We start from the raw sequence: 22659 nt of genomic DNA on the forward strand, positions 1-22659 counted from the left end.
TCCAAGCGGAAGGCTAGGCGCTGCCTTCACCAGAGCGCCAGCCCGCCGGGACGGGCAGGCGCTCGCCCGGCGCCTTCGGCTTGATTCCGGGCGGGGGATGGAGCGGCCCGGTGGGATGGTGGGTTACAAACCCACCCTACGGGCGGCGCAGGGCAGGTTTCCTACCCCTCGTCCCCGTCCCCCGCCTCCAGCTGGAAGGGCGCCGGGGCGGCCTGCAGATCGCTGGTCGTCAGCGGCTCCGTCGGGCGGGCCAAAGCTGAGCGGGTCACCCAGATCAGCTGGCTCTCCGCCCGCGTGATCGCCACATAGGCGAGCCGCTTCCAGAGCGGCTGACCCGCCTCCACCCGGCCAGTGCGCGCGGCAACCCAAAGGTCGGGCGCGAAGACCTGCACCTTCTCCCACTGGCTGCCCTGCGCCTTGTGGATCGTCACCGCCGCGCCATGCAGGAACACCGCTCCCATCGAGGCGGCGAAGGGGATGAAGGGCTCCTCCTCCCCCTCCTTCTCGATCTTCACGATCGACGCGGCCGAGACCTGCGGCTCCTCCGCCCCCACGATCCAGAGCCGCGAGAAGCCGGGCCGTTTGCCCGGGCCGAGGTAGATGACCTGTGCGCCCTTGATCAGGCCCCGCGCCTCGAGGTCCAGCCGGCGCTTGCGGTGCTTGAGCGGCAGCTCGATGCCGTCGCAGACGAGCGGCTCGCCCGGCATCAACATGTCGTCGGCGGCGCCGAAGGCCTTGCGGAAGGCGCCGATCAGCTTGATGCGCGTGGCATTGCGCCAGACGAGCACCGGTGAGCGGGCCATCAGGTTGGCATCGGCGCGCGGCGCCAGCAGCACGCGCTCGTCCTTCGCTGCCGCCTCTTCCACCATCTGCTCGAAGCCCGCGAAGTCGAGCTCGGGGTCGGCGAGGGCGTGGGCGAGGTCGAGGATGGGGCTGTCGGCCTCCTGCCGGTGGATGCGGCTGAGGTCGAGCCGCTGCTCGTCGGGCAGGCGGTGAAAGACCATGCCGCCCTCGCTCTTCACCGGGGGCAGCTGCGCCGGGTCACCGAACAGCACCAGCGAGGGGAAGATCTCTTGCAGATCCTCGAACTGCTTGCTGTCGAGCATCGAGCTTTCATCGACGAAGCCGATGTCGAGCGGCTCGTCGCGCCGCTTCCAGCCGGTGATGAAATCCGAGCCACGCAGCCCCGCCGCCGCCAGCGCCGCGGGCACCGAGCTATAGGCCTGGTAGGCGGCATAGGCGCGGTCGAGCTGCGCGTCGGTCAGGTTGTCGACCTCTGGCCGCTCGCCCTGCCCGGCCAGCCATTCGGCGACCTTCTCGTATTCGGGGTCATAGACCGGGGTGTAGATGATGCGGTGGATCGTCGTCGCCGGCACGCCGCGGGTGCGCAGCACGCTGGCCGCCTTGTTGGTCGGCGCGAGGATCGCCAGCGTCCGCCGCTCCTTGCGCTTGCGCCCCTCGTAATCGCCCGAGATGAGATCGACGCCCGCATCCTTCAGCGCGCGGGTCAGCTCGGCCAGCAGCAGCGTCTTGCCCGAGCCGGCCTTGCCGGTGATCGCCAGCACCTGCGAACGCCCCTCGGGGCGGGCAGCAGAGCTGCCGTCAGCCAAATGGATACCCGCGCTCTCCAGCGCCTCTGAAAGCGCGTCCCAGGCATGCGCCTGATCGGCGGAGAGAGCGATGGCAGACATGAGCGCGAGGTTATCCGCCCCGCCCGCTGGCCGCCAGAGCGAAACCCGCCTGCCTAGCCCGTCACCACCCGCGGCTCACGCCCGGAAATGCCTGGCATTGAGACATCGACGCCCGGCCAGGCGCCCGGCGCCGCGCGTACAGCACCGGAGGTGATGATGAGCCCTTCGGAGATCGCGCGGGCGACGGCATGCACGGTGTTCAGCGCCGACAGCTTGAAGCGGGCGCTTTCAATATAGGCGCGCAGCGTGTGTTCGGAGATCGCCAGGATCTCCGCCACCTGCGCGCGGGCATAGCCCATGGCGAGATAGGTCATCGCCTCGATCTCGCGCGGCGACAGGCCGCGCATCGGCTCGGGGGCGCGGATGCCCTCCAGCTCCAGCGCCTTGGCGTGGCAGGCCTGGGCGATCAGCAGCCATTCGCGCCGGTGCGCGGCCGTGAGCGCGGCCCAGGCCTCGTCATCGCAATCGTCCGAGAAGGTGAAAACGGCGAACTGCCCGTTGGGGCCGCGGATGGGGATGGAATAGCCCTGGCTGCCGACGCCGAACTTGGTGGCATCGGCGCGGAAGGCCCGCCCCGCCTTCGACGACCAGTCGAGCGCCTTCCAGTCGACCGGCGTGAAGCGCTGGAAGCAGCCAATGATGACCGGGTCGATCCGCACGTAATCGTTTTCGAAGTACCGGTAGGCCCATTCGCGAGAGTAGGAGCCGCAGCCATATTGCTCGCCGTCGGTCGAGACCCAATGGTAGATGACATCGGCAACGTTGTAGCGGGCGCGGGCCGACAGGATCAGCTCCTGCATCTCATCTAGCGAGGTGGCCGCCTCCAGCGCGTCGAGGAGTGGATCGAGTTTCATGCGGCCCCCTTTTGCCATCTGGCGGCTGGGTCTCCGACGTTGTCTCGATCGCGGCGACTAGGGCGGCTTCGCGCAAAGCCTCAGCCGTGGCCGGAAGGCCATTCGCCCGGGCATGGGCGCCGAGATCCGAGAGAACATCGATGATCCAATCGTTCCACATGAGATACTCCCGGCGAATGGTTAAGAGGTCACTAACATGGGGAGGCTAGCGGCCGGCTGTGCTGCGGCACACCCGCAGCTTCCGGCTCCCCCGATCTGGCGGGGGCATGGCGGGCCAAGCCCTTAGCGGCGCAGGAGAGTGAAGGCGGCAGAGGCTGCCCAGCCGGCAAAAGCGGCCAGACTCAAGGCCAACAGACCGTAAAGAAACGGGAAGGAATGGGCGAGATTGTAGAGCCAGCGCTCAAGCCCGACCTTGAAGACGGGGATCTGCGTGGTCAGCTCGTCGATCACCACACCGCCGCGCGTGAGCAGGATGCGCGTCTCGTAGCGCCCTTCGGTCAGGTTGGCCGGCAGCGTCAGGCGCACCCGGAATAGGGTGGATTGCTCCAGATCGACGTCGCCCTCCATCAGCCGGTAAAAGCCCTGCCGGCCCCGGATGCGCTTGAGCGCCTCGGTGTAATCGCCCGAATTCGTCACGACATTGCCGACGGATCGGATCGCATGGTCGAGCGTCACCGAATAGCGCATGTCCTCGGTATAGGTCAGCACCTCTTCGATCGGGGCCGAGGTTGCGACCGCGTAGTAGGAGGGCGCGGCATCGACATCGACGCGGCCGGTGTTCATCCAGATGCCGAAGCGCCGCTCCTTGTGGCGCACGGTGGCGCTGCGCACCGGGCCGGAGACGGTGACGACCACCTGCGCGGGCTCTTCGGGCTGCGGCGCGTTGCGGTCGATGGCGCCGAAGATCAGCAGATCGTCGCCGTCGAAATTGGCGGTGATCGCCACCTCTTCCTGGCTGAGGCCAAGCACGAGCCGTTCCTGCGGCAGCGCCGGGCTGGCGGCCGCGAGCATGAGCGCGGCCAGCGCGAAGAGCGCGCGGGCCCTCACCGCGGAACCTCGATCGAATAGAGCTCCGACGGGCGCAGCACCAGTTCGAGCCCCAGCTGCAGGCAGACGGCGAGCACCAGCAGCGCCAGCAGGATGCGCAGCTGTTCGGCCTTCATCAGGGCGCCCACACGGGTGCCGATCTGGGCGCCGATGACGCCGCCGATGATCAGCATCAGCGCCAGCACGAGGTCCACGCTGTGGGAGGTGACCGCATGCAGCATGGTGGTGAAGGCGGTGACGAAGAGGATCTGGAACAGCGAGGTGCCGATGACGACCTTCGTCGGCATCCCCAGCAGGTAGATCATCGCCGGCACCATGATGAAGCCACCGCCGACGCCCATGATGGCCGAGAGCACGCCGACGGCCAGCCCCACCAGCAGCGGCGGGATGACCGAGATGTAGAGGCCCGAGACGCGGAACTTCATCTTGAAGGGCAGCGCATGCACCCAATTGTGCCGGCGCCGCTTGGGCACCACGCCCGCCCGCTGGCGCAGCAGGGCACGCAGGCTCTCGGCCAGCATCATGCCGCCGACGATGCCGAGGAACACGACGTAGCTCAGAGAGACCGCCAGATCGATCTGACCGAGCTGCTTGAGGATGTTGAACACCATCACGCCAAGGGCCGAGCCTATGAGGCCACCGATCATCAGCACCACGCCCATGGTGATATCGACATTGCGGCGCCGCAGATGCGCGAGCAGGGCCGAGACCGACGAGGCGACGATCTGGTTGGCGGAGGAGGCAACGGCGACGGCGGGCGGGATGCCGATGAAGAACAGCAGCGGCGTGATCAGAAAGCCGCCACCCACGCCGAACAGGCCAGACAGCATTCCGACGAGCCCGCCGATCCCCAGAAGGAGAAAGACAGAGACGGACACCTCTGCAATCGGCAGGTAGATCGTCATTCCCGCTTTCCCGGCCCCTCAACCCAGCAAACACCCAGTGAGGACGCTCTGCCAGAGTCGGGCCGGGAAATGAAGCGCCCAGTGGAGGTTATGGTATCACGGCGCCCGATCCTGCGCCGTTCAGCGGAACTCCGGCAGCGCGGCGCGCAGCACCTTCTCCAGCTTGGCGGCACCGAGCGGGGCCATCGCCTTGGTGTGCTCGTGGCTGATCGCCTCGTCGCTCATGCCGGCGGCCATGTTGGTGATGGTCGAGATGGCGGCGACCTTGAGGCCCAGAAACCGTGCGAGGATCACCTCGGGCACGGTAGACATGCCGACGGCATCAGCGCCGAGCGTGCGGATGGCGCGGATCTCGGCCGGCGTCTCGAAGGAGGGGCCGGAATACCAGGCATAGGTGCCGCGATGCATTTCGGTGCCGGTCTTCTGCGCAGCGGCAAAGAGCGCGGCGCGCAGGTCGGGGTCGTAGGCAGCGCCCATGGGCACGAAGCGGGCATCGGAAGGTTCGCCGATCAGCGGATTGAGGCCCGAGAAGTTGATATGGTCGTCGAGCGCCATGATCGAGCCGGTGGGCATATCGGGCCGCAGCGAGCCGGCGGCATTGGTCAGCATCAGCACCTTGGCGCCGAGGGCCGAGAGCACCTCCAGCGGCAGGCGCATGGCACCGGGATTGCCCGTCTCGTAATAGTGTGCCCGCCCGCCGAGCACGGCGACCTGCACGCCTTCCAGCTCGCCCACCACCAGCTCGGCCACGTGGCCCGAGACGCCGGCATGCGGAAAGCCCGGCAGCTCTTCGTAGGGGATCGAGGTGCCATCCACCGCGTCTTTCAGATGGCCGAGGCCGGAGCCCAGCACCAGCCCCACCCGCACCGGCTCGCGCATGGCGGTGCGACGGCGGATGAGGGCGGCAAGCTCCTTGGCCTTGGCGGAGACGGGCGTGGGCAGGCTGGAGTGCATGTCGTTTCCTTGGGGTGGCTGGCGCCGGCGGCGGGAGCCGCTCAGCGCTCCTTGACGTAGGGCTGGCCGCCGGCGCGGGGCGGGATGGCCTTGCCGACGAAGCCGGCGAGGATCACCACCGTCATGATATAGGGCAGCGCCGAAAGGAGCTGGCCCTGCACACGCAGGCCGATGACGTTCTGGATAAGGTCGGGCCGCAGCTCCAGCGCCTGAAGGAAGCCGAAGAGCAGGCAGGCGAAAAGCGCGTACCACGGCCGCCATTTGGCGAAGATCAGCGCCGCGAGGGCGATGTAGCCCCGGCCCGCCGTCATATCCTTAATGAAGCCGGCGGCGGGCTCGGCAGTGGCGAGCTGGGCGCCGGCGATGCCGGTGAGTAACCCGCAGATCGCGACGGCCGAATAGCGCAGCCAGACGACGGAGATGCCAGCGGTGTCCACCGCCGCCGGGTTCTCGCCAACAGCGCGCAGGCGCAGGCCATAGCGCGTGCGGTAGAGGATCCACCAGGTGAGCGGCACGATGAGAAAGGCGATATAGACGAGGATCGAGTGGCCCGAGATCAGCTCGTAGTAGATCGGGCCCAGCACGGGCACGTCGCGCAGGGCCTCAGCCCCCGGAAGGGTGATCGAAGAGAAGCGCTCGCCCGAACCGAGCTGCGGGGTGCGCCCGCCCTGCCCGAACCAGCTTTGCGCGATGACCACCGTCATGCCCTGTGCGAAGAAGTTGATCGCCACGCCCGAGATGAGCTGGTTGCCGCGGAAGGTGATCGAGGCGAGCCCGTGGATCGCCGAGAGAAGCAGCGACGCCCCGATGCCGGCGGCAAGGCCCAGCCAGACAGAGCCGGTGACGGCGGCGATGGCGGCGGCGAGGAAGGCCCCGCCCAGCATCTTGCCCTCGAGCCCGATGTCGAAGATCCCCGCCCGTTCCGAGAAAAGGCCGGCAAGGCAGGCCAGCAAGAGCGGCGTCGCGAGGCGGACGGAGGCGTCGAGAACCTGCAGAAGTGTCAGAAGATCCATGCGGTCAGCTCCGGGCCAGGGCCATCTTGATGGCGGCGAAGGCGAAGAAGGCCCCCAGCGCCGCTTCGATGCGCCGCCGGGCGCGGGCATAGACCACGCGCACCGGGGTGGACGACAGCGCCAGAGCCCAGGCGCCGTGAATGACGAAAGAGATCAGGAAGGCGCCGGCAACGAAGGCGCCGATGGTCAGAGGGCCGGCACCGGCGGTGGCGCCCACGGCGGCGATCGCCAGCCAGAAGACGATGGCCTTGGGGTTACTCACCTGCAGGCCGAACCCGGTGAGGAACAGCTGGGCCCCACGCCGCTTCGGCTGCGGCACCGCCTGCGGCACACCGCCGGGATGGGCGGCCTTGCGGAAGGCGCCATAGGCCAGCCAGGCGAGGTAGGCCGCGCCGAGGTAGCGCAGCAGCGTCATGGCCCAGGCCACCTGGCTGAGCAGCAGGCCGACTCCGATCATCGTGGCGACGTTGATGACCACGCTGCCCATGGCGATTCCCGCCGCCGTCACCAGCGCCGCGCTGCGCCCCTGCCCCAGCGAGATACCGAGGAGCAGGGCCACCGCCGGGCCGGGCGAGGCCGCGGCGACGACGAGGATGGCATAGGCGGCGGCGAAGAGCGGCAGATGTGCGATGAGATCGGTCATTCCGCCGGCTCCAGCTTGCGTTCGGGTTTGGGCGGGCGGCGCAGGCTCATGAAGATCTTCTCGATCGGCATGCGCACCATGTTGTCGAGCGCCCCGGTGAAGAGGATCACCAGCGCCTGGATCACCACGATCATCTCGCGGGGAATGCTTGTCCACAGGGCCAGCTCGGCGCCGCCCTGGTAGAGGAAGCCGAAGAGCAGCGCGGCGAGCAGGATGCCGAAGGGGTGGCTGCGGCCCATCAGCGCCACGGCGATGCCGATGAAGCCGGCACCCTCGACCGAATTCAGCACCAGCCGCTCGCCGTAGCCCATGACGTTGTTGATCGCCATGCAACCGGCCAGCCCGCCCGAGATCAGCATGGTGACCATGATCATCTTCGTCGGGCTGATGCCGGCGTAGCGCGCGCCGCTCTCGCTATGGCCGAAGGCGCGGATCTGGTAGCCCAGCCGCGTGCGCCAGATCAGCGCCCAGACACCCACGCAGGCCGCCAGCGCCACGAAGAAGCTCACGTTGGCTGGCGTGCCGCGGAAGCGGGCGACGCCCTCGCTGGAGAACATCTCGTTGAAGCTCGGCAGATGCGTGGCTTCGGGGAAGAGCGCCGTCGCCGGCTCGCTCGAGCCCATGGGTTTGAGCACCTGCACGAGCAGGTAGACGAGCAGCGCGTTGGCGATGAAGTTGAACATGATCGTGGTGATCACGATATGGCTGCCGCGCATGGCCTGCAGGATCGCCGGGATCGCCGCCCAGGCCGCGCCGAAGAGCGCGCCGGCCATGGTGGCAACCAGCAGCGCCACGCTCCAATGCGGGAAGGGCAGGTAAAGGCAGGCGAGCGCCACGCCGAGGCCGCCGATGCCCGCCTGGCCCTCGGCGCCGATGTTAAACAGCTTGGCATGGTTGGCCACGCCCACGGCGAGGCCGGTGAAGATGAAGTTGGTCGCGTAGTAAAGCGTGTAGCCCCAGCCATAGGTCGAGCCGACAGAGCCGGTGACCATCAGCTTGAGCGCCTCCCACGGGTTTTCCCCGATGGCGAGGATGACGATGGCCGAGAAGACCGCCGCCAGCAGCAGCGAGACCAGCGGCACCAGAACAACGTCGGCCCAGGTGGGCATGCGGGTCATGAGCGAGCCCTTTCGCTAAGCTGGGTCATCACGTCTCCTTCGCGGCGCTGCCATGGGCGCCGGCCAGCTGCGCCTCGACCTCGGCCACATCATGCGGGCTGGAGGTATCGGTGATGCCGGCCATGAGCAGGCCGAGCTCCTGCGCGTTGGTGTCTTCGGGCTTGCGCTCGCCCATGATCTTTCCGTCGAACATCACGGCGATACGGTCGGACAGCGACATGATCTCGTCGAGCTCCACCGAGACGAGCAGGATGGCCTTGCCGCGGTCGCGCAGGGCCACGATCTGCTCGTGGATGAACTCGATGGCGCCGATATCGACGCCGCGGGTGGGCTGGCCGACGAGCAGCAGGTCGGGGTCGCGCTCGATCTCGCGGGCGACGACGATCTTCTGCTGGTTGCCGCCCGAGAAGTTCTTGGCGAGCAGCATCGGGTCTGGCGGGCGCACGTCGAACTTGGCCATCTTCGCCTCGCAATCGGCGCGGATGGCGGCGTTCTTCATGAAGAGCGCGTTGGTCTGGTACTTGTTGTCATGGTGATAGCCGAAGGCGGTATTCTCCCAGGCCGTGTAATCCATGATCAGGCCCTCGGACTGGCGGTCTTCCGGCACATGGGCGATGCCGCGCGCCCGGCGCGACTGACCGTCGGACTTGGAACCGCTGAGGTCGATGGGCTTGCCGTTCAGCAGCACTTCGCCCGTCGCATTGCGGTAGCCGCCAAGCACTTCCAGCAGCTCCGACTGGCCATTGCCGGCCACACCGGCGAGGCCGAGGATCTCGCCGGCCCGGATGTCGAAATCGACGCTGCGCAGACGCTCGACGCCCTGGTCATCGACGACGCGCAGGCCCTTGACCTCCAGCACCTTGTCGCCGGCCTTGGCGGGCTTCTTCTCCACCCGCAGCAGCACCTTGCGGCCGACCATCAGCTCGGCCAGCTCGGCCGGCGAGGTCTCTGCCGTGGTCACGGTCGCCACCATCTCGCCGCGGCGCATGACGCTCACCGTTTCGGTGATCTCCATGATCTCGCGCAGCTTGTGGGTGATGAGGATGATCGTCTTCCCCTCGTCCTTCAGGCGGTTGAGGATGCGGAAGAGCTGGTCGGCCTCTGCCGGCGTCAGCACGCCGGTGGGCTCGTCGAGAATGAGGATGTCGCAGCCGCGATAGAGCGCCTTGAGGATCTCCACCCGCTGCTGCATGCCGACGCCGATCTCCTCGATCACCGCGTCGGGATTGACGGAGAGTTCGTATTCATCGGCCAGCGCCTTCAGCTCGCGGCGGGCGCGGGCCAGGCTGGGGCGAAGCATGGCGCTGTCTTCGGCGCCGAGGATGATGTTCTCAAGCACCGTGAAATTCTCGACCAGCTTGAAATGCTGGAAGACCATGCCGATTCCGGCGGCAATGGCGGCCTGGCTGTCGGGAATGTCGGTCTGCTTGCCGTTGATGAATATCTCGCCCTCATCGGCCTTGTAGAAGCCGTAGAGGATGGACATCAGCGTGGATTTGCCCGCGCCGTTCTCGCCGATGATGCCGTGGATCGTGCCCGGCATGACGCGGATCGAGATGTCCTTATTTGCCTGAACCGGGCCGAAGGATTTGGAGATCCCCTTCAGCTCGATGGCCGCTGCACTGTCAGCCATGCCTGCCCCCGTAGTAAGGAGCCGCGCCAGTCACCCGGCGCGGCCCAATCGTCAAGACCTGTCGCCGATCAGAACGTGACCGCCGGGCAGGTTTCGTCGGAGGTGTAGTCATGCACCATGATGTCGCCGGCGGCGATGCTGGCGGCGGCCTCGTCGACGGCAGCCTTCATCTCGTCGGTGATGAGTTCTTCGTTGTACTCGTCGAGCGCGAAGGCGACGCCGCCATTGTCGGCGCCCATCATGACCAGGCCGGTTTCAACGTCGCCGCCCGCCGTGAAGGCATCGTAGACGGCGTTGTCGACGCGCTTGACCATCGAGGTCAGCACCGAGCCGGGGTGCATGTAGTTCTGGTTGCTGTCGACACCGATGCCGTAGATGCCTTCGTCAGCGGCGGTCTGCAGCACACCCACGCCCGAGCCACCGGCGGCGGCATAAACAACGTCGGCGCCCTGGCTGATCTGCGCGAGCGTCAGCTCGGAGCCTTTGCCCGGGTTGTTCCAGGCGTCGGGCGTGGTGCCGACGAAGTTGGTCAGCACGGTGGCGTCAGGGTTGGTATCCATCACGCCCTGGGCGTAGCCGCAGCCGAACTTGCGGATGGTGGGGATGTCCATGCCACCGACGAAGCCGACGGTACCGGTCTCAGAGGCCATCGCGGCCAGGATGCCCACGAAGTACGAGCCGACATGCTCATCGAAGATCACCGAGCGCACGTTCGGCTGGTCGACGACGGCGTCGATGACGACGAACTTGGTGTCGGGGTAATCGGGGGCCACGGTGTTCAGCGCGGTCTCGAACGAGAAGCCGGCCATCACGATGGGGTTGTTGCCGGCCTCGGCGAAGCGGCGGAGCGCCTGCTCACGCTGCGCGTCGGATTGCAGCTCGACCTCGTTGAACGATTCGCCGGTTTCCTCGGCCCACATGGTGGCGCCGTTATAGGCGGATTCGTTGAAGGATTTGTCGAACTTGCCGCCAAGGTCGTAGATGATCGCCGGGTCGGCGAGCGCGGCGCCGGCAGAAATGGCAAGCGCGGCGCTGGCGCCGAGAAGTTTCGTCAGATGGGTCATTGAAAGATATCTCCCAGGTCGTTTTTTGCGGCCGCCCCCGACCCTCGGGGGCCCGGCCGAAGAGAGAGCCGGCGCCGGGGCGCCAGTTCATCGCCTGATAAGGCAACGCGGGAATATGACGGTCAACAGGTTTTTGGCCGAAGGGCGGCAGGCCGCGACGTCCATCAAAGAGGCTTGATGAGGATCAGGGCAGAAACGGCGCCGCCCGGACGCGGATAATAGGCGGGCCGCCGCCCGGCCCGGGTGTAGCCCGCCTGGTCATAAAGCGCCCGGGCAGGCGCATTGTCCTGCGCGACCTCCAGAAAGGCGCTGGTGGCGCCCCGGTGCCGGGCCTCGGCCTCGAAGCCGGCGAGCAGGCGGGCTGCATGGCCCTGGCGGCGGTGATCGGGATGGGTGGCGAGCATCAACACCTCGGCCTCGCCCGCAATCGCGCGCCCGAGCAGGAAGGCGCCGGGCAGCGACAGGACGAAGGCGCCCGGGCTGGCGAGCATCGACGCGATCTCGGAAGCCGACCATGGCCGCTCCGGCCCGGCGGAGGCGTGGTGGATCGCCGCGATCTCGTCGGGGGTCAGCGTCTCGGCCATGTGGCTCAGGGCAGCAGTGGCGGCGGTGCCAGCTTGGGCGGCGCGGCATCGGGCGGGCGGATGTAGAGCGGCGCGGGGCGCTCGCCCGCGCCCCCTGCCCGCTCGGCCGCCAGCGCGGCGATGGCGCGAATGGCGGCCTCCGGCTCTGCGGGGCGGCGGGCGCCTTCGGGCATGTCGGCCTCGGGCACGAGCGCTGGCTCCGCCCCGTCGGGCCGAAGATAGGCCATCCCGCGCGGCGCCGGGACGGCGACGTTTCCGCCGCCGCTGGCGTCGAACAGGTCCACGCCCACCGCCGGAATGCCGAGGCCCAGCGCCAGCCCGCGCGCGGCGGAGACGGACAGGCGAATGCCGGTGAAGTTGCCTGGGCCGATGCCCACGCCGATCGTATCGAGATCGGCCCAGGTAAGCCCGGCCTCGGCCAGCATCTCTTCGAGCAGGCCCATCAGCCGCTCGGCCTGGCCGCGGGCCAGAGGCTCGACGCGCGAGACGCAATCGCCGCCAGCGATCAACGCGGCGGCGATCTGTGGGCCGGAGGTATCGAAGGCGAGAACGTTCATCGAGGGCCGGCCATCATCTGCGGCGGTCGTGCCGCCCATCTGCCGATCAAACGGCGACGGGGCGCACTTCCGTCACTTCGGGGATGTAATGGCGCAGCAGGTTCTCGATGCCCATCTTCAGCGTCAGCGTGGACGAGGGGCAACCGGCGCAGGCGCCCTGCATGTGCAGGTAGACGACGCCGCGCTCGAAGCCGTGGAAGGTGATGTCGCCACCATCCTGCGCCACGGCGGGCCGTACGCGGGTGTCGAGCAATTCCTTGATCTGGCCGACGATCTCGCCGTCTTCGCCATCATGCACGGCGTGGCCATCGGCGGGCTTTGTGCTCGCGCCTTCGATCAGCGGGGCGCCGGATTGGAAATGGTCCATCACCGCGCCAAGGATGGCGGGCTTCACATGATCCCACTCGACGCCGTCGGCCTTGGTGACGGTGACGAAATCGTTGCCGAAGAACACGCCGGTCACTCCGCCGATGCCGAAGATCGAACGGGCAAGCGGCGAGGCCTGCGCGGCTTCGGCGCTGGCGAAATCGGCGGTGCCGCTATCCATCACACCCTGGCCGGGCAGAAACTTCAGCGTGGCGGGGTTCGGCGTGGATTCGGTCTGAATGAACATCGCAAGTCCCTTTCAAGCGTTGGCCTCGATATGCGCCCTCGCCCCCTTCGGGTCAAGGTGAGCTTGGAATGATTCTAAGATGCGCTCGGGCCCCACTTTGTCATCATTTGTTAACCCTGTTTGGGCAACGGGTATCGGAACCCGGGAGACACCGCGGACGTTGCAGTCGTAGGGAGGAAACCGCGGTGGAACAGTCGACCGTCTTCGCACATATGTCCATCTCCCGGCTCGATGTGGCCGAGGCATGGTATACGAGGCTTCTTGGGCGCGCACCCGATGCGCGGCCGGGATATAACACCGCGGAATGGCACCAGAAGGATCAGGGCCGCCTGCAGCTATCGGAAGATCGCGAGAACGCCGGCTCTGGCACGATGACATTGCGTGTCGTCGATCTCGATGCCGAGCGCATGCGCATCGTGCAGGCCGGCATCCGCGCCGGCAAAGTCGAGCGCAGCCCCGGCGCGCCGCATCTGCGGGTGGTCGATCCCTCGGGCAACCTTGTCGTGCTGCAGGGTTCAGCTGCGCTGGAGTAGGTCCCACTTGTTGCCAAAGGCATCGCGGAAGACTGCGACCGTGCCGTAGGGCTCGTGCCGCGGCTCCTCCAGGAAGGTCACGCCCGCCGCTTGCATCCTTGCATGGTCGGCGGCGAAATCTTCCGTTTCCAGAAACAGGAACACCCGCCCGCCGCTCTGGTTGCCGATGGCGGCCTCCTGCTCGGCCCCCTTTGCCTCGGCCAGCAGCAGGCCGGTCTCGCCGCCCTTGGGCCTCACCACCACCCAGCGCTTGCCGGGCTGAGGCGTGTCTTCCAACAGTTCGAAGCCCAGATCGCCGCAGTAATGCGCGATGGCCCTGTCGTAATCCGGCACGACGAGAGCCACGAGACCGAGCCGGCTCACGTGATGGATTCCAGCCGTTCCTTGGAAAGGTCGCCGGGCACGATCGTCAACGGCACCGGCAGCGAGCCGGAGGCGCGGGTAAGATCGCTGATGAGCTTGCCGGGGCCTTTCTTGTCGGCCGCAGCGCCCAGCACGACGACGCCGATATCGGGATCTTCGCGCACATGCGCCATGATCTCGGGCAGCATCTCGCCCTCGCGGATCACCAGCTCGGGCTCGACGCCCTGCTTGTCGCGCATCCACTTGGCATAGACTTCGAAATGCACCTCGATCCGCTCGCGCGCCTCGGCCCGCATGATTTCGCCCACGCCGACCCAATGCGCGAATTCCTCGGGGGGAATCACCGACAGAATGGTCACGCCGCCGCCCGTATGGGCGGCCCGCATCGCGGCGAACCGCATGGCATTCAGGCACTCGCGGCTATCGTCGAGAATGACCAGGAATTTGCGCATCAGCCTCTCCTCACAGCGCCGCATCATCGCGCGCGGCGCGGCGGCTGTCCATCGCAGCTTGCGGTCGCAAGGCAGAGGCGCCATCTGGAAAGGCAGCAGATCAAGGGCGGGCCCATGACCATCACCAATGAAGACGAGCTGGCAGGCATCAGGGACATCGGGCGCATTGTGGCCGAGACGATGCAGCAAATGGCCCGCGCGCTGGAGCCGGGGATGACCACGGCAGAGCTCGATGAGATCGGCCGCGCCAGGCTGGAGCGCGAGGGCGCCGTCTCTGCCCCGCAAAGCACCTACGACTTTCCCGGCGCCACCTGCATCAGCGTCGGCGAAGAGATCGCGCATGGCATTCCGGGCGAGCGCGTGATCGGCGAGGGCGAGCTGGTGAATATCGACGTCTCCGCTTCGAAGAACGGCTATTTCGCCGATACCGGCGCGACCTTCCGCATGCCGAACACCCCGCCTTCCCTGCAGCGGCTTTGCCGCGACGGGCGGCGCGCCACGCAGATCGGCATCAATCAGGTGCGGCCGGGACGGCCCCTCGCTGGCATCGGGGCGGCTGTCGGCGCCTTTGCCAGCAAGCGCGGCTATACGCTCATCCGCAACCTCGCCAGCCACGGCATCGGCCGCAGCCTGCACGAGGCGCCGGGCGAGATCCCCACCTGGCCCACGCGCGGCGACCGGCGGCGCATCACCAACGGCATGGTGCTGACGGTGGAGCCCTTCCTTTCCAACGGCGGGCTCTGGGCGGCGGATGGCGATGACGGCTGGACTCTCTACAGCGAGCCGAAGGCCCATGTCGTGCAATACGAGCATACGGTGATCGCCACGAACAGCGGCCCGATGATCGTCACGCAGGCCGCCTGAGCCTTCAGAACCACTGGCCGGGCTCCATGAGTCCCAGGTCGAGCAATTGCTGCGAGTGCCAATCGAAGGGCACCGAATTGCTCCAGAGGAAGTCATTGATCGCAAAGGTCGAGCCAGGGTTGCGCTTGAGCGCCTTCGCCGTGCGGAACGAACAGATCGCCGCCGTCAGCGAATGGTGCCAGGGGCAGGCATAGGTGTTCATCTCCTCGTCGGAGAGGCGGTGGTCGGCCAGCAGCTTCAGCCCCGGCTTGGTACGGAACAGCGCCACCCGGTCGATGCGGCGGCTGGCCTCGGGCACATGCTCCTCGAACCGCCAGCGCAGGCCGCCGTAGAAGTCGAGCTGCCGGTCCTTCGGGTGGCCGTGGTTGGCCGGGTCGGGCCGGGCCAGGGCGTAGTAGCCGTTGCGGTCGATATGCGCGTCTTCGAGCGACACGGCATCGGGCGCGGCGGTCAGATCGGCGGCGTAGAGATCGATGACATAGGTCAGCACGGCGTCGCGCCGCTCCTCGGCGACGAAGCCCAGCATCTCGCCCACGCTGCGCGTCTCGCTGAACGGGTAGAACAGGTACTCCGCCCCGTAGCAGTAATAGAGCCAGGTGCCCGTCGGCGCCGCGCCGATCACCGCATTCACCGCGCGGGGCGCCGTCTGGCCGGGGGCAACGTCGAGGTCGATGCGGGCGACGCGCGGATCTTCCAGCTCCGGCGCATCGGCCTTCAGGCCCGGATCGGCGAAGACCAGCAGCGCCTGAAAGCCGCAGCGCAGGTGATGCGCCAGCGTCGAGCCAAGCTCCACCGCGTCTTCAGCGAGGATCACCGCCACAGGCCCGCGCGCGAGCAATCCGGGGCGGGCGGCGAGGCAGGATTGGAGGCTGTCGTAGCGCATGGCGCCAGCTTTCGCGCCGGCGGCCCTGCATTGCAAGGCCGCGCCCGACGCGGTAAGCCGCGCCCATTCCATAGACCGGCGAGCCCATGGCGAAGAAACTCCACATCCGCACCTACGGGTGCCAGATGAACGTGTACGACAGCGAGCGTATGGCCGAGGCGCTGGGGGCCCAGGGCTACGAGGCCACCGATTCCGCCGATGATGCCGATCTGGTGCTGCTGAACACCTGCCACATCCGCGAGAAGGCGGCCGAGAAGGTCTATTCCGAGCTTGGGCGCCTGAAGGAGCTGAAGGACAGCCGGCCCGATATGCGCATCGGCGTGACGGGCTGTGTCGCCCAGGCCGAGGGCGAAGAGATCCTGCGCCGCGCGCCGATGGTCGACCTGGTGCTCGGGCCGCAAAGCTATCACCGCCTGCCGCAGCTGAATGACGCCATCTCCGGCGGCGCCCGGCTGGTCGAGACGGAGTTTCCGGCCGAGGACAAGTTCGACGAGCTGCCCGCCCGCCGCAAGGCCACCCGCGCGCCCAGCGCGTTCCTGACCGTGCAGGAGGGCTGCGACAAGTTCTGCGCCTTCTGCGTGGTGCCCTATACCCGCGGCGCCGAAGTCTCCCGCCCCGCCGCCCGCGTGCTGACTGAGGCACGCGATCTGGTCGAAGCCGGGGTGCGCGAGGTCACTTTGCTGGGGCAGAACGTCAACGCCTATCACGGGCACGAGGGCGGGCTGGCCGGGCTGATCCGTGAGCTGGCCGAGATCGACGGCTTGCTGCGCATCCGCTACACCACCAGCCACCCCAACGACATGGACGACGCGCTGATCGCCGCCCATGGCGAGGTGGAGAAGCTGATGCCCTACCTGCACCTGCCGGTGCAGTCGGGTTCTGACCGGGTGCTGAAGGCGATGAACCGCAAGCATACCGCGGCGGAGTACCTCGCCGTCATCGAGCGGCTCCGCGCCGCCCGGCCCGACATTCTGCTGACCTCCGACTTCATCACCGGCTTCCCCGGCGAGACCGAGGCGGAGTTCGAGGAGACGATGGATCTGGTGCGCGCCGTCGGCTACGGCGCCGCCTTCTCCTTCGCCTATTCGCCCCGCCCTGGCACCCCGGCGGCGGAGCGCACGCAGGTGGCGCCCGAGGTATCGATGGACCGGCTGCACCGCCTGCAGGCCCTGTTGGCCGAGCAGCAGCGCTCCGCGCTCGAGGCGATGGTGGGCCAGGAGGTTGGTGTGCTCTTTGAGAAGCCCGGCCGGCTCCAAGGCCAGATGGGCGGCAAATCGGATCACCTGCATGCCGTGCATGTCGATGCGCCGGCGGAGTTGCGCGGACAGCTTCGGCGCGTGAAGATCACCGGTGCCGGCAAGAACTCGCTCGCCGGCACGCTGGCCGGCTGAGCCCTGTCCGAATCGCGGTTTGGGCGCGCCTCAGGGCAGAGGCGATCCCCCGACAATCGCGCGCGATGCGGGGGATTGTTGCCGGCGGGTGGGCAGAATTAGTTAAAATTTCTTTCCAACTTGACCGGGCCACGTAAACTCAGCCTTAACAATCTAAATTTCCGCGCCCAAGGTTCTCTGCCGACCGCTTGGCGCGACCGTTCCGAAGAGGATAGCTGCATGAGAACTGTTATTCGCCATCTGAGGGCCGCGCTGTCCGCACTTGTCGCCGGGGCCTTCGTCTCTGCCGGGATGCTCCAGCCCGCCTTCGCCGACGAGCAATACCTGCCCGGCATCTGGATTGATCCCGATGGCTGCGAGCACTGGGCGATGGACGACGGGGCCGAAGGCTTCATGTCACCCCATCTCGACCGCAACGGCGACCCGGTCTGCCACCGCGCCGAAGTCTGCGGCGTGATGCCGACCGACCAGCTCTTCGCGACCGACCGCTCCGAGATCAACGCTGAGAACCGCCAGCGTCTGGCCCAGTTCTTCCAGTCGGCCAATGCCTTCGGTTTCCTGATCTACGGCCACACCGACAGCCGCGCCTCTGACGAATACAATATCGCGCTGTCCGAGCGCCGGGCTGCTGCCGTCGCCGCTGTCGCGCAATCGATCGGCGCGCGTGTGGTGGATGTGAAGGGCTTCGGCGAACGCCGCCCCCGCGCCGTTAACGACACGCCGGAAGGGGGCATGCGCCTCAACCGCCGCGTCGAAATCTACTGCCTGCGCTAATTTACCGGTGAGGATGAAGACCATGACCTATCTGAAACCCGCCGTTCTGCTCGTTGGCCTGATGGGCCTGTCGGCCTGCGAATACGGCCCCGACAAGAGCATCGACCGCAACATCGACGCCCACTCGCTGACCGACCTCGTCGCCGGCATCTGGGTTGACCCGAACGGCTGCGACCACTGGATCATCGACGACGGCTTCGAGGGCTACATGTCCGAGCGCCTGACGCCCGATGGCCGCCCGGTCTGCTCCGGCGTCGCCGCGCCCAGCACGGCCACCGGCCCCTTCAAGGACGGCTCGCCGATCCCCGACCTGCTCTGATCGCAGGCTTGAACGACAGTGCAGGCGCCGGTGGGGAGACCCGCCGGCGCCTTTGCTTTGTGCCGCTCTCACCGCCCCGCGCCCGGAAATCGCGCGATTTCCGTTGCGATTTCCGCGCGGAAATCGGCGCCGGTGAGGTCGGGTGCGCCCTTGCCACCAGCCGCGCGCGAGCCCTCGCCGACGCGCCGGCACGCAGGCGCAATCGTTCTTGCGCCGCCCCGTCGTTCTTGCGACGGTGGACCATAGGCCCAGCCAGGAGTCAGCGTTGCCGGTGTCGACCCTCCCCCCGCCCGCCATTCTCGAGTTTCCGGACAATTTTCTACTGATCGATCTGTGCGGCGAGCACGACCGCAACCTTGCCGAACTCGAAGAGCGGCTGGAGGTGCAGATCCTGCGGCGAGGCAACCGGCTTGAGATACATGGCGAGGCCGACCTGCAAAAAGAGGCGGGGCGCGTCCTCTCTGCCCTCTACCACCGGCTGGAGCAGGGCCGCGGCATCGCGCCCGGCGATCTCGACCGCGAGCTGCGGATGAACGGCAGCGAGAGTGCCGCGCCCGCCCCGCGCAGCCGCCCCGCCGCCGTGCCTGGGCAGGCCGAGCTTTTTGGCGCCGATGGCCAGCGCATCGAGATCAAGACCCGCAAGAAGCTCGTCGAGCCCCGCACCGAGGCGCAGAAGGCCTATGTGCGCGCCCTGTTCGAGAACGAGCTGGCTTTCGGCATCGGCCCCGCCGGCACGGGCAAGACCTATCTGGCCGTCGCGGTGGGCGTGTCGATGTTCCTTACCGGGCATGTCGACAAGATCCTCCTCTCCCGCCCCGCCGTCGAGGCAGGCGAGAAGCTGGGCTACCTGCCCGGCGACATGAAGGAGAAGGTCGACCCCTACATGCAGCCGCTCTACGACGCGCTGAACGACTTCCTGCCGGGCAAGCAGGTGCAGAAGATGATGGAAGAGAAGGTGATCGAGATCGCCCCCCTCGCCTTCATGCGCGGACGCACGCTCAGCCGCTCCTTCGTGGTGCTCGACGAGGCGCAGAACGCCACGACGATGCAGATGAAGATGTTCCTCACCCGCCTCGGCGAGGGCAGCCGAATGGTCATCACCGGCGACCGCACGCAGGTCGACCTGCCGCGCGGCACCTTCTCGGGGCTGGCGGATGCCGAGCGACTGCTGAAGAGCATCCCGCAGATCTCGTTCAACTATTTCACGTCGAAAGATGTGGTGCGCCACCCGCTCGTAGCGGCGATCATCGAGGCCTACGATGCCGATACGGCGGCGGGCTGAGGCAGCGGGCATGCAGACGTCACTCTCGGGCCAGCGCGGTCGCGCGCTGGCCCCCTGCCCCTCGGGCCCAGGCCGATGAAGCCGCAGCCGCCGCATGTCGATGTGCTGATCGAGGACGAGCGCTGGACGCCGCTGGGGCTGGAGCCGCTCGCGCAGCGCGCCGCCGCCGAGGCGCTCGGCCATCTCGGCCTCACCGGCGGCAAGAGTGGCGGCTTCGAGGTGGCGCTTCTCGCCTGCTCGGACGCCCGCATCGCCGCGCTCAACGCCGATTTCCGCGGCAAGCCCCGGCCGACCAACGTGCTCTCCTGGCCTTCGGTCGAACGCGGTGCCGCCAAGCCGGGCGCCATGCCCGAGCTGCCCGACCCGGCCGCCGCCGGACCGGGCGAGGAGCTGGGCGATATCGCCATCGCCTATGAGACCTGCGCCGCCGAGGCAGAAGAGGCCGGCCGGCCGCTTGCCGCCCATGTGACGCATCTGATCGTACACGGTATGTTACATCTGCTCGGTTTCGATCATGAACGTGACGAGGATGCCGCCCTCATGGAAGGCCTTGAGGCGGCGATACTTGCCAAGATGGGGCTCCCGAACCCATATGATATGGAGAATTGACCGGCGGCCTGCCGCCCGACCTGCGAGATGACTGTGACGATGGACAACCCCGAGCCCGGGGACCAGGGCGACGAAGGCGACTCTCCCCAGGGGAGACCCGGTTTTCTCTTTCGCATTATCGAGGCGTTCGGCCCGCCGGATGCCAATGACGATGGGGAGGCGCCGAACCCGGCGCCCGCCCAGACTGTGCCCGGCCTCGGGAACCTACGTCGGCTGCGCGTCAACGATGTCTCACTCCCCAAGGCCGATATCACCGCAGTGCCCGCCACCATCGGGCAGGACGAGCTTGTTGCCGTTTTCCGCGAAAGCGGGCTGACGCGCCTGCCGGTATTCGACGGCACGCTCGATACGCCGATCGGGCTGGTGAACCTCAAGGATTTCGCGCTGAAGCACGGCTTTGGCGGCAATGGCGCGGCGGAGTTCGACATCCGCCCGCTGATCCGCCCGCTGCTGTTCGTGCCGCCCTCGATGCCGCTGGGCGTTCTGCTGACCAAGATGCAGGCCGAGCGCATCCACATGGCGCTGGTGATCGACGAATATGGTGGCACCGACGGGCTGGTGACCATCGAGGACCTGATCGAACAGGTCGTCGGCGAGATCGAGGACGAACACGACGTCGACGAGGCCGACAGCTTCGTGCAGGAGCGGCCGGGTGTCTGGCTGGCTCAGGCGAAGACCGAGCTGAGCGATTTCGAAGAGGCGACCGGTATCAACCTCACCGAACACGAAGAGGTCGATGAGGAAGAGGTCGACACGCTGGGCGGCCTCGTCTTCATGCTCGCGGGTCATGTGCCGGCGCGCGGCGAGGTGGTGCGCCACCCGGACGGGCCGGAATTCGAGGTGATCGATGCCGACCCGCGGCGGATCAAGCGCCTGCGCGTGCGGCTGCGGCCTGTGCCGGCGGAATGAGCCTGAGCCGGGCCGCGGGGGTGGCGGATGTGGAGGGGGGCCCTGCCCCCCGCCTGACGGCCCCCCCGGGATATTTAGAGAAAAGCGAGATAGAGGCGTGAGGCGGGCGGGCGCGATTGCCCTGCCGCTGGCCCTTGCTGCGCTGGCAGCGCTGGGGCAGGCGCCCTGGGGGCTTTGGCCGGTCACGCTTGCAGCGCTGGCGGGATTGCTGGCGTTTGGGCTGGAGAGGCGGGGGTTTGGCTTCTGGCTGCTGGCGGGCTTTGGCTATTTCGCCGTGGCGTTGCACTGGATCGTGCATCCCTTCCTCGTCGAGCCGGATGTCTACGGCTGGATGGCCCCGTTCGGGCTGTTCTTCATGGCGCTCGGCGGGGCACTGTTCTGGGCGCTGCCACTCTGGGCCGCCGAGCGACTGGTGCGGGGCGCCGGGCGCTGGCCGAGGTTGATCGCGCTGGCGGCGGGGCTGGCGGGGGCCGAGGCGCTGCGCTCGCTGATCTTCACGGGCTTTCCGTGGGCGCTTCTCGGGCACATCTGGATCGGCACGCCGCTGGCCCAGCTCGCCGCCTGGATCGGGCCGCAGGGGCTGACGCTGCTGACGGTGCTGCTCTGCGCGCTTATCGCCGGGCTGGCGCTGACGCGGCGCCGCTGGACGGCGGCACTGCCTTTGCTGGCGGTTGGGGCGGCGTGGCCGCTGCTGGCGCCGGGGCCGGCGGAGCTTGCGGAGGGCCCGCTTGTGCGCATCGTGCAGCCGAATGCGCCGCAAGCCGAGAAGTGGCGGAACCCCGAGCTCTTCTATGACCGGCTGCTCAGCCTGACGGCTGGCACGGGCCAGGCGCCCCGGCCCGACCTCGTCGTCTGGCCCGAGACGGCGGTGCCCTGGTGGCTGGGAAGCGCGGTGCCGCTGCTGCCAGAGATGGCCGAGGCGGCACGGGGCGCGCCGCTCATCACCGGTATCCTGCGCAGCGACGGGCCGCTGCTCTACAATTCGCTCATCACCCTGGGGCCGGCCGGCGAGGTGCAGAGCCTTTACGACAAGGCTCATCTGGTGCCCTTCGGCGAGTATATTCCCTTCGGCGACATCCTCGGCCGCTACGGCCTGCACGGGCTGGCGGCGGGTGAGGGCAACGGGTTCTCGCCCGGGCCGGGGCCGAGGCTGATCTCGGTACCGGGCATCGGGCCGCTGCTGCCGCTGATCTGCTACGAGGGGATCTTCGCCGAGGAGGTGCGGCATGGTGTCCTCTCCGGCACCGCCGAAAGCCGCCCCCGCGCTCTGCTGCTCGTCACAAACGACGCCTGGTTTGGCCCGGGCGCAGGCCCGAAGCAGCATCTGGCGCAGGCGCGCCTCCGCGCCATCGAGCAGGGGCTGCCGATGATCCGCGCCGCCAATACCGGCATCTCGGCGATGATCGATGCCAAGGGCCGCGTGACCGACAGCCTGGGCCTAAACGAGACCGGCGCCTTCGACGCCGAACTGCCCGCGGCCCTGCCTCCGACGCTCTACGCGCGCATCGGAGATGCCCCGGCGCTGGCGCTCACCCTGCTCCTGCTGGCGGGCGCGGCTCTCGCAGGGCGTCGCTTTCGCGGTTGACGGCATCGTGAGGCCCCGC

At 67.8% G+C, this 22659-nt stretch carries 25 protein-coding genes; 9 read left to right on the forward strand and 16 right to left on the reverse strand.

Going from position 1 to position 22659, the window contains the following annotated elements; all coding sequences use genetic code 11:
* Positions 1-161: 161 nt before the first annotated feature.
* The 13 genes from ACXN5S_RS16070 to ACXN5S_RS16130 form a co-directional block, all read right to left on the reverse strand.
* A complete protein-coding gene (locus tag ACXN5S_RS16070) occupies positions 162-1691 on the reverse strand; it encodes an ATP-dependent DNA helicase (RefSeq protein ID WP_458606476.1) in 1530 nt (509 codons plus the stop codon).
* A 53-nt stretch (positions 1692-1744) separates the two neighbouring features.
* Entirely contained in the window at positions 1745-2545 is an 801-nt protein-coding gene (locus ACXN5S_RS16075) for a helix-turn-helix transcriptional regulator (RefSeq protein ID WP_458606477.1), read from the reverse strand.
* Between the two features lie 282 nt (positions 2546-2827).
* A complete protein-coding gene (locus ACXN5S_RS16080; RefSeq protein ID WP_458606478.1) occupies positions 2828-3592 on the reverse strand; it encodes a TIGR02186 family protein in 765 nt (254 codons plus the stop codon).
* The gene (locus ACXN5S_RS16085; protein ID WP_458606479.1) at positions 3589-4497 is read right to left on the reverse strand and encodes a sulfite exporter TauE/SafE family protein; all 909 of its coding nucleotides are present in this window, start codon (positions 4495-4497) and stop codon (positions 3589-3591) included. The genes ACXN5S_RS16080 and ACXN5S_RS16085 overlap by 4 nt, the downstream gene beginning before the upstream one ends.
* A 120-nt stretch (positions 4498-4617) precedes the next feature.
* Entirely contained in the window at positions 4618-5451 is an 834-nt protein-coding gene (locus tag ACXN5S_RS16090; RefSeq protein WP_458606480.1) for a purine-nucleoside phosphorylase, read from the reverse strand.
* 41 nt (positions 5452-5492) lie between these two features.
* The gene (locus ACXN5S_RS16095) at positions 5493-6464 is read right to left on the reverse strand and encodes an ABC transporter permease (protein ID WP_458606481.1); all 972 of its coding nucleotides are present in this window, start codon (positions 6462-6464) and stop codon (positions 5493-5495) included.
* 4 nt (positions 6465-6468) lie between these two features.
* Positions 6469-7107: a LysE family translocator gene (locus ACXN5S_RS16100; protein ID WP_458606482.1), complete on the reverse strand. Its 639-nt coding sequence runs from the start codon at positions 7105-7107 to the stop codon at positions 6469-6471.
* Positions 7104-8225, reverse strand: coding sequence for an ABC transporter permease (locus ACXN5S_RS16105; RefSeq protein ID WP_458606483.1), 1122 nt, complete (start codon positions 8223-8225; stop codon positions 7104-7106). Before ACXN5S_RS16105 ends, ACXN5S_RS16100 begins: the two co-directional genes overlap by 4 nt.
* Before the next feature lie 28 nt (positions 8226-8253).
* Positions 8254-9858, reverse strand: coding sequence for an ABC transporter ATP-binding protein (locus ACXN5S_RS16110; RefSeq protein ID WP_458606484.1), 1605 nt, complete (start codon positions 9856-9858; stop codon positions 8254-8256).
* Between the two features lie 68 nt (positions 9859-9926).
* Positions 9927-10922, reverse strand: coding sequence for a BMP family lipoprotein (locus tag ACXN5S_RS16115; protein WP_458606485.1), 996 nt, complete (start codon positions 10920-10922; stop codon positions 9927-9929).
* Positions 10923-11086: 164 nt separating this feature from the next.
* On the reverse strand, positions 11087-11506 hold the full coding sequence (locus ACXN5S_RS16120; RefSeq protein ID WP_458606486.1) for a GNAT family N-acetyltransferase: 420 nt from the start codon (positions 11504-11506) through the stop codon (positions 11087-11089).
* Positions 11507-11511: 5 nt separating this feature from the next.
* Positions 11512-12102 carry a tRNA (adenosine(37)-N6)-threonylcarbamoyltransferase complex dimerization subunit type 1 TsaB gene (tsaB, locus tag ACXN5S_RS16125; RefSeq protein WP_458606487.1) on the reverse strand — a complete coding sequence of 197 codons (591 nt, stop codon included), beginning with the start codon at positions 12100-12102 and terminating at the stop codon, positions 11512-11514.
* A 7-nt stretch (positions 12103-12109) separates the two neighbouring features.
* A complete protein-coding gene (locus ACXN5S_RS16130; protein WP_458606488.1) occupies positions 12110-12676 on the reverse strand; it encodes a NifU family protein in 567 nt (188 codons plus the stop codon).
* 185 nt (positions 12677-12861) lie between these two features.
* Between ACXN5S_RS16130 and ACXN5S_RS16135 the strand changes: the two genes are divergently transcribed.
* Positions 12862-13209 carry a VOC family protein gene (locus tag ACXN5S_RS16135; RefSeq protein ID WP_458606489.1) on the forward strand — a complete coding sequence of 116 codons (348 nt, stop codon included), beginning with the start codon at positions 12862-12864 and terminating at the stop codon, positions 13207-13209.
* Here ACXN5S_RS16135 and ACXN5S_RS16140 read toward each other — a convergent pair.
* Together ACXN5S_RS16140 and ACXN5S_RS16145 are read right to left on the reverse strand one after the other, a co-directional pair.
* Positions 13192-13572: a VOC family protein gene (locus ACXN5S_RS16140; protein ID WP_458606490.1), complete on the reverse strand. Its 381-nt coding sequence runs from the start codon at positions 13570-13572 to the stop codon at positions 13192-13194. The two genes, ACXN5S_RS16135 and ACXN5S_RS16140, sit on opposite strands and share 18 nt — an antisense overlap.
* The gene (locus tag ACXN5S_RS16145) at positions 13569-14024 is read right to left on the reverse strand and encodes a universal stress protein (RefSeq protein WP_458606491.1); all 456 of its coding nucleotides are present in this window, start codon (positions 14022-14024) and stop codon (positions 13569-13571) included. The genes ACXN5S_RS16140 and ACXN5S_RS16145 overlap by 4 nt, the downstream gene beginning before the upstream one ends.
* Positions 14025-14138: 114 nt before the next feature.
* Here ACXN5S_RS16145 and map point away from each other — a divergent pair, with 114 nt between their 5' ends.
* Entirely contained in the window at positions 14139-14888 is a 750-nt protein-coding gene (gene map, locus ACXN5S_RS16150) for a type I methionyl aminopeptidase (RefSeq protein WP_458606492.1), read from the forward strand.
* Positions 14889-14892: 4 nt separating this feature from the next.
* On the opposite strand, the gene ACXN5S_RS16155 is transcribed toward map, so the two are convergent.
* Positions 14893-15771 carry a glycosyltransferase family 2 protein gene (locus ACXN5S_RS16155; protein ID WP_458606493.1) on the reverse strand — a complete coding sequence of 293 codons (879 nt, stop codon included), beginning with the start codon at positions 15769-15771 and terminating at the stop codon, positions 14893-14895.
* An 86-nt stretch (positions 15772-15857) separates the two neighbouring features.
* Between ACXN5S_RS16155 and miaB the strand changes: the two genes are divergently transcribed.
* From miaB to lnt, 7 genes are all read left to right on the forward strand, one after another.
* Complete coding sequence (gene miaB, locus ACXN5S_RS16160) at positions 15858-17162, forward strand: tRNA (N6-isopentenyl adenosine(37)-C2)-methylthiotransferase MiaB (RefSeq protein WP_458606494.1); 1305 nt, start codon at positions 15858-15860, stop codon at positions 17160-17162.
* Positions 17163-17381: 219 nt separating this feature from the next.
* Positions 17382-17936, forward strand: coding sequence for an OmpA family protein (locus ACXN5S_RS16165; RefSeq protein ID WP_458606495.1), 555 nt, complete (start codon positions 17382-17384; stop codon positions 17934-17936).
* A 22-nt stretch (positions 17937-17958) separates the two neighbouring features.
* Positions 17959-18255 (forward strand): hypothetical protein, encoded by a 297-nt coding sequence (locus ACXN5S_RS16170; protein ID WP_458606496.1) that lies wholly within the window; start codon positions 17959-17961, stop codon positions 18253-18255.
* Between the two features lie 265 nt (positions 18256-18520).
* Positions 18521-19537, forward strand: a complete 1017-nt coding sequence (locus tag ACXN5S_RS16175) for a PhoH family protein (RefSeq protein WP_458606497.1) — start codon at positions 18521-18523, stop codon at positions 19535-19537.
* A 75-nt stretch (positions 19538-19612) separates the two neighbouring features.
* Positions 19613-20146, forward strand: a complete 534-nt coding sequence (gene ybeY / locus ACXN5S_RS16180) for an rRNA maturation RNase YbeY (protein WP_458606498.1) — start codon at positions 19613-19615, stop codon at positions 20144-20146.
* 27 nt (positions 20147-20173) lie between these two features.
* Positions 20174-21055, forward strand: a complete 882-nt coding sequence (locus tag ACXN5S_RS16185; RefSeq protein WP_458606499.1) for a hemolysin family protein — start codon at positions 20174-20176, stop codon at positions 21053-21055.
* Between the two features lie 97 nt (positions 21056-21152).
* The gene (gene lnt / locus ACXN5S_RS16190) at positions 21153-22640 is read left to right on the forward strand and encodes an apolipoprotein N-acyltransferase (RefSeq protein WP_458606500.1); all 1488 of its coding nucleotides are present in this window, start codon (positions 21153-21155) and stop codon (positions 22638-22640) included.
* The last annotated feature ends 19 nt before the right edge of the window (positions 22641-22659 follow it).

This window comes from Pseudoroseicyclus sp. H15 (genome assembly GCF_054353345.1).

Excerpts from the sequence above, each read along its gene's own strand:
- ACXN5S_RS16070 (WP_458606476.1), bottom strand. The coding sequence starts at position 1,691 with ATGTCTGCCATCGCTCTCTCCGCCGATCAGGCGCATGCCTGGGACGCG.
- ACXN5S_RS16075 (WP_458606477.1), bottom strand. The coding sequence starts at position 2,545 with ATGAAACTCGATCCACTCCTCGACGCGCTGGAGGCGGCCACCTCGCTA.
- ACXN5S_RS16085 (WP_458606479.1), bottom strand. The coding sequence starts at position 4,497 with ATGACGATCTACCTGCCGATTGCAGAGGTGTCCGTCTCTGTCTTTCTC.
- ACXN5S_RS16090 (WP_458606480.1), bottom strand. The coding sequence starts at position 5,451 with ATGCACTCCAGCCTGCCCACGCCCGTCTCCGCCAAGGCCAAGGAGCTT.
- ACXN5S_RS16095 (WP_458606481.1), bottom strand. The coding sequence starts at position 6,464 with ATGGATCTTCTGACACTTCTGCAGGTTCTCGACGCCTCCGTCCGCCTC.
- ACXN5S_RS16100 (WP_458606482.1), bottom strand. The coding sequence starts at position 7,107 with ATGACCGATCTCATCGCACATCTGCCGCTCTTCGCCGCCGCCTATGCC.
- ACXN5S_RS16105 (WP_458606483.1), bottom strand. The coding sequence starts at position 8,225 with ATGACCCGCATGCCCACCTGGGCCGACGTTGTTCTGGTGCCGCTGGTC.
- ACXN5S_RS16110 (WP_458606484.1), bottom strand. The coding sequence starts at position 9,858 with ATGGCTGACAGTGCAGCGGCCATCGAGCTGAAGGGGATCTCCAAATCC.
- ACXN5S_RS16115 (WP_458606485.1), bottom strand. The coding sequence starts at position 10,922 with ATGACCCATCTGACGAAACTTCTCGGCGCCAGCGCCGCGCTTGCCATT.
- ACXN5S_RS16120 (WP_458606486.1), bottom strand. The coding sequence starts at position 11,506 with ATGGCCGAGACGCTGACCCCCGACGAGATCGCGGCGATCCACCACGCC.
- tsaB (WP_458606487.1), bottom strand. The coding sequence starts at position 12,102 with ATGGGCGGCACGACCGCCGCAGATGATGGCCGGCCCTCGATGAACGTT.
- ACXN5S_RS16130 (WP_458606488.1), bottom strand. The coding sequence starts at position 12,676 with ATGTTCATTCAGACCGAATCCACGCCGAACCCCGCCACGCTGAAGTTT.
- ACXN5S_RS16145 (WP_458606491.1), bottom strand. The coding sequence starts at position 14,024 with ATGCGCAAATTCCTGGTCATTCTCGACGATAGCCGCGAGTGCCTGAAT.
- map (WP_458606492.1), top strand. The coding sequence starts at position 14,139 with ATGACCATCACCAATGAAGACGAGCTGGCAGGCATCAGGGACATCGGG.
- ACXN5S_RS16155 (WP_458606493.1), bottom strand. The coding sequence starts at position 15,771 with ATGCGCTACGACAGCCTCCAATCCTGCCTCGCCGCCCGCCCCGGATTG.
- miaB (WP_458606494.1), top strand. The coding sequence starts at position 15,858 with ATGGCGAAGAAACTCCACATCCGCACCTACGGGTGCCAGATGAACGTG.
- ACXN5S_RS16165 (WP_458606495.1), top strand. The coding sequence starts at position 17,382 with ATGAGAACTGTTATTCGCCATCTGAGGGCCGCGCTGTCCGCACTTGTC.
- ACXN5S_RS16170 (WP_458606496.1), top strand. The coding sequence starts at position 17,959 with ATGACCTATCTGAAACCCGCCGTTCTGCTCGTTGGCCTGATGGGCCTG.
- ybeY (WP_458606498.1), top strand. The coding sequence starts at position 19,613 with ATGAAGCCGCAGCCGCCGCATGTCGATGTGCTGATCGAGGACGAGCGC.
- ACXN5S_RS16185 (WP_458606499.1), top strand. The coding sequence starts at position 20,174 with ATGACTGTGACGATGGACAACCCCGAGCCCGGGGACCAGGGCGACGAA.